Genomic DNA, 3557 nt, shown 5'->3' with positions numbered 1-3557 from the left:
GTTAAATCTTCACCGTGAAGTTCAACTTCTTCATTTGGAATCATCTTATCTTCTAAGACTTCAAATTTAACGTCAGGAATCAATTTTTCAACAACAACTTTTGCGTCATCCAATTGTGTTGGATCTACCGTAATTGTCATATATCCTTCTTCGATTTCAATGTCATTTAATTCGATTTCTGCTTCCAACAATGCATCCATCATAGCTTCTTCATTATCATATTGAATAACGATTACACCTAAGTGTTCATATCCAAATGATACAGATCCACCAACACCTAATTTAGCGTGTGATTTATTAAAACAAGCTCTTAAGTTTGCGATTGTACGGTTTGCGTTATCTGTCAAACAATCAATGATGATTGTAGATCCAGCACCCTGTCCAAATCCTTCATAACGAGCACTTGAATAACTTTCATCAGCACTACTTTTTGCTTTTTCGATAGCACGCTTGATTACGTCAGCAGGCACGTTGTTTGCCTTCGCACGATCAATTGCCTTCTTTAAAGTCTGGTTCATATCTGGATTAGGGTCACCGTTTTTTGCAGCAACTAAAATCTCTTTAGAATATCTAGAATAAATTTTTGCCTTCGCATTGGCTGTCTTCTGCATTGCTGCAGCACGAACCTCAAAATGTCTTCCCATAGATTTATCACCTTTCAATTTATTTTTTACAGTTAATTATTATAACAGTCAAAGTCAAATTATTCAACCTTGGCATAGCGTTCAATAATTTTTTGAACCAATGGATTTCGAACCACATCACTATTTTCCAAATGAATGATTGAAATACCATCAATATGATCCAAGATTGTACAAGCCTGCATCAAACCTGAATCCTTTTTCTTGATCAAATCGATCTGTGTAACATCTCCCGTTACAACCATCTTACAATTTTTACCCATACGTGTTAAGAACATCTTCATCTGTGCACACGTCGCATTCTGTGCTTCATCCAAAATCACAATGGCATCATTTAAAGTACGTCCACGCATAAACGCTAAAGGTGCAATTTCAATGACTTGTTTCTCCACATACTTTTCAACTGTTTCTAAACCTAGCATCTCATTTAATGCATCATATAAAGGCCTTAGATAAGGATCTACCTTTTCCTTCATATCACCTGGTAAAAAGCCAAGGGATTCCCCTGCCTCAACAGCTGGGCGCGTAAGAATGATTTTTTCAACTCGTTCACTCTTTAACATGCTCACCGCATAAGCTACCGCAAGATAGGTTTTACCGGTACCAGCAACACCTGTCGCAAAAACAATTTCATTATGACGCATCGCATCACATAAAATAGCTTGTCCAATTGTTTTTGGATAAATCATTTTACCTGTTTTCGTCTTACATACAGCCTGTAGCTGATGAGCTTTAAAATCTTTTAAACGATTCTTAAAAGCCAAAGAACAAATATAACTTACATCTTGTGAATTTAAACGATGCTGCGTATCAATAATTGAAAAACAAGCCTCAATGACTTCTTCTACTTTATGTGCAGATAAAGTCTCGTTTAATTCCACTTTGATTTTTTGGTCACGAATCATACATACAGATTTAAAACATTTACTCAACATATCCAAGTTGGAATCTTGAAATCCTGCAAAAATCTGAATCTCTTCAAATGTTCTATCGGAACAATCAAATTCAAAAAAAGACACAAATCTCCTCCTCAAGAAAAAAATCTGCATTGAAAATGCAGATTATTTACCTCTACGTGCTTTACGTGCAGCTTCAGATTTTAACTTTCTGCGTACACCTGGTTTTACGTAAAATTCTCTTTTGCGCGCCTCAGCAAGGGTGCCATTACGAGAAACCTGACGTTTAAATCTTCTTAAAGCGTCATCAAGTCCTTCGTTTTCTTTAAGAACTACTTTTGGCATATTCACAAACCTCCCTTCCCAAGATTAGCAAAAACATTATATCAAAGATTTCATATAATGCAAGCACAATTTGATTTTTTAAGCTAAACTTGCCTGAATACACTCTTTAGCCGCTACATTGTCGCCAACCCAAGGGGTTCTTCCATTTTCACGATAGATAAAGCTTTCATCACCCTTACCAAGAAGCAATACCGTATCTCCTTCTTGAGCTGAGCTGATTGCCTGATGAATGGCTTCATAGCGATCTTGTACAAACACATGTGGTGTATTTTGAATGCCTGACTTGATTTGTTCGGCAATTTCTTTAGGATCTTCATCACGAGGATCGTCTTCTGTCACTATGATATAGTCACAATACTTATCGGCAAGTTCACCAAAGACTTTACGCTTATGTACATCACGTTTACCAGCTGATCCAAATACCGCAATCAAACGATGACCTGGCATTGTGACACTGCGTCCAAACTGCATCATTTTTTCCATACCATCGGGTGTGTGTGCAAAATCAACGATTACGTTGTAAGGCTGACCACAATCAATACGTTCCATACGACCTTCAACTTGGGCAATATGTGCACATTTTTCAATGATTCTTTCTAAATCATAACCCGTTTCATTGAGTGCTGCAATGGCAGCTAATAAGTTATAAACATTAAAGTTACCCACTAAATTTGTCTTAACCGAATACATATGACCCGAATATACCAAGTCAAATTGCGTACCTTGTGAACTCATCTTAATATTAATAGCACGATAATCTGCTTCACTATTTATCGCATAAGAAATAACACGTGCTTTTGAACAATCCTTTAAAGCTCCATATTTTTCATCATCCTTGTTAATTACGGATACGCCATCTTCTTTGACTAAGTTTTTAAACAACAAAGTCTTCGCTTCAAAATAATTTTCCATTGTGCCATGGAAATCCAAATGATCATATGTAAGGTTTGTGAAAATCGCACAATCAAAAGAAATACCATCGACACGATGTTGAGCCAAACCATGACTCGATACTTCTAAAGCACAAGCCTTCATTCCACAGCGAACCATATCTGCCAATTTAGACTGCAAGAACAATGCATCTGGCGTAGTCAAATTTGGTTGCAACTCAATATCACCATATTTGATCGCAATCGTACCAATATAGCCACATGGCGTTTTGTCGTTGATAATATCACGAATGATATTTGTGATTGTTGATTTTCCATTTGTGCCCGTTACACCATACATCTTCATTTTATCACTTGGACGAGCATAGAAAATACGAGCCACTTTATTCATGGCATCATTGACATCTTCTACACGAATATATACAGCACCAGGTGCCATATTCAATAATTCTTTTGAATGTACAATACATACAGCTCCATTTTTTATTGCAGAATCAATAAAATCGTGGCCATCATTTGTAAGTCCTGGTAAACAGAAGTAAATATTTCCCGGACGAACGGTTCTTGAATCAAAACTTAAACCCGTAATATTGACTGTCGGTGCATTTTTAAATAGTTTGCTTAATCGCATACAACATCCTTCTTTCCATAGTACGTACCATCTTCAATACGATCCCATTCGATAGTGATTCTACCACTTAATGGTGTATCACTCAATATCTTACAAGGATGATATTGGTTTGTATAACCCGTATAATAGCCATCTTGTTTTCTTTCAATCAAGA

4 protein-coding genes are annotated in these 3557 nt (G+C 36.5%); all 4 read right to left on the bottom strand.

The annotated features are described in order from the left end of the window. Positions 1–644 (bottom strand): YebC/PmpR family DNA-binding transcriptional regulator (locus tag ACZQCL_RS06985; RefSeq protein WP_482482431.1); only part of this gene is annotated, 644 nt, incomplete at its 3' end. A gap of 59 nt (positions 645–703) precedes the next feature. After that, complete coding sequence (locus tag ACZQCL_RS06980) at positions 704–1690, bottom strand: PhoH family protein (protein ID WP_227994219.1); 987 nt, start codon at positions 1688–1690, stop codon at positions 704–706. 12 nt (positions 1691–1702) lie between these two features. Then, entirely contained in the window at positions 1703–1882 is a 180-nt protein-coding gene (rpsU, locus tag ACZQCL_RS06975; protein ID WP_003865021.1) for a 30S ribosomal protein S21, read from the bottom strand. A 78-nt stretch (positions 1883–1960) separates the two neighbouring features. Beyond that, positions 1961–3403, bottom strand: coding sequence for a UDP-N-acetylmuramoyl-L-alanyl-D-glutamate--2,6-diaminopimelate ligase (locus ACZQCL_RS06970; protein WP_482482428.1), 1443 nt, complete (start codon positions 3401–3403; stop codon positions 1961–1963). Between the last annotated feature and the right edge of the window lie 154 nt (positions 3404–3557).

Source organism: Holdemanella sp., assembly GCF_056804935.1.
Note: the sequence above shows the minus strand (reverse complement) of the source record. Positions and strands in the feature narration are given on the sequence as shown.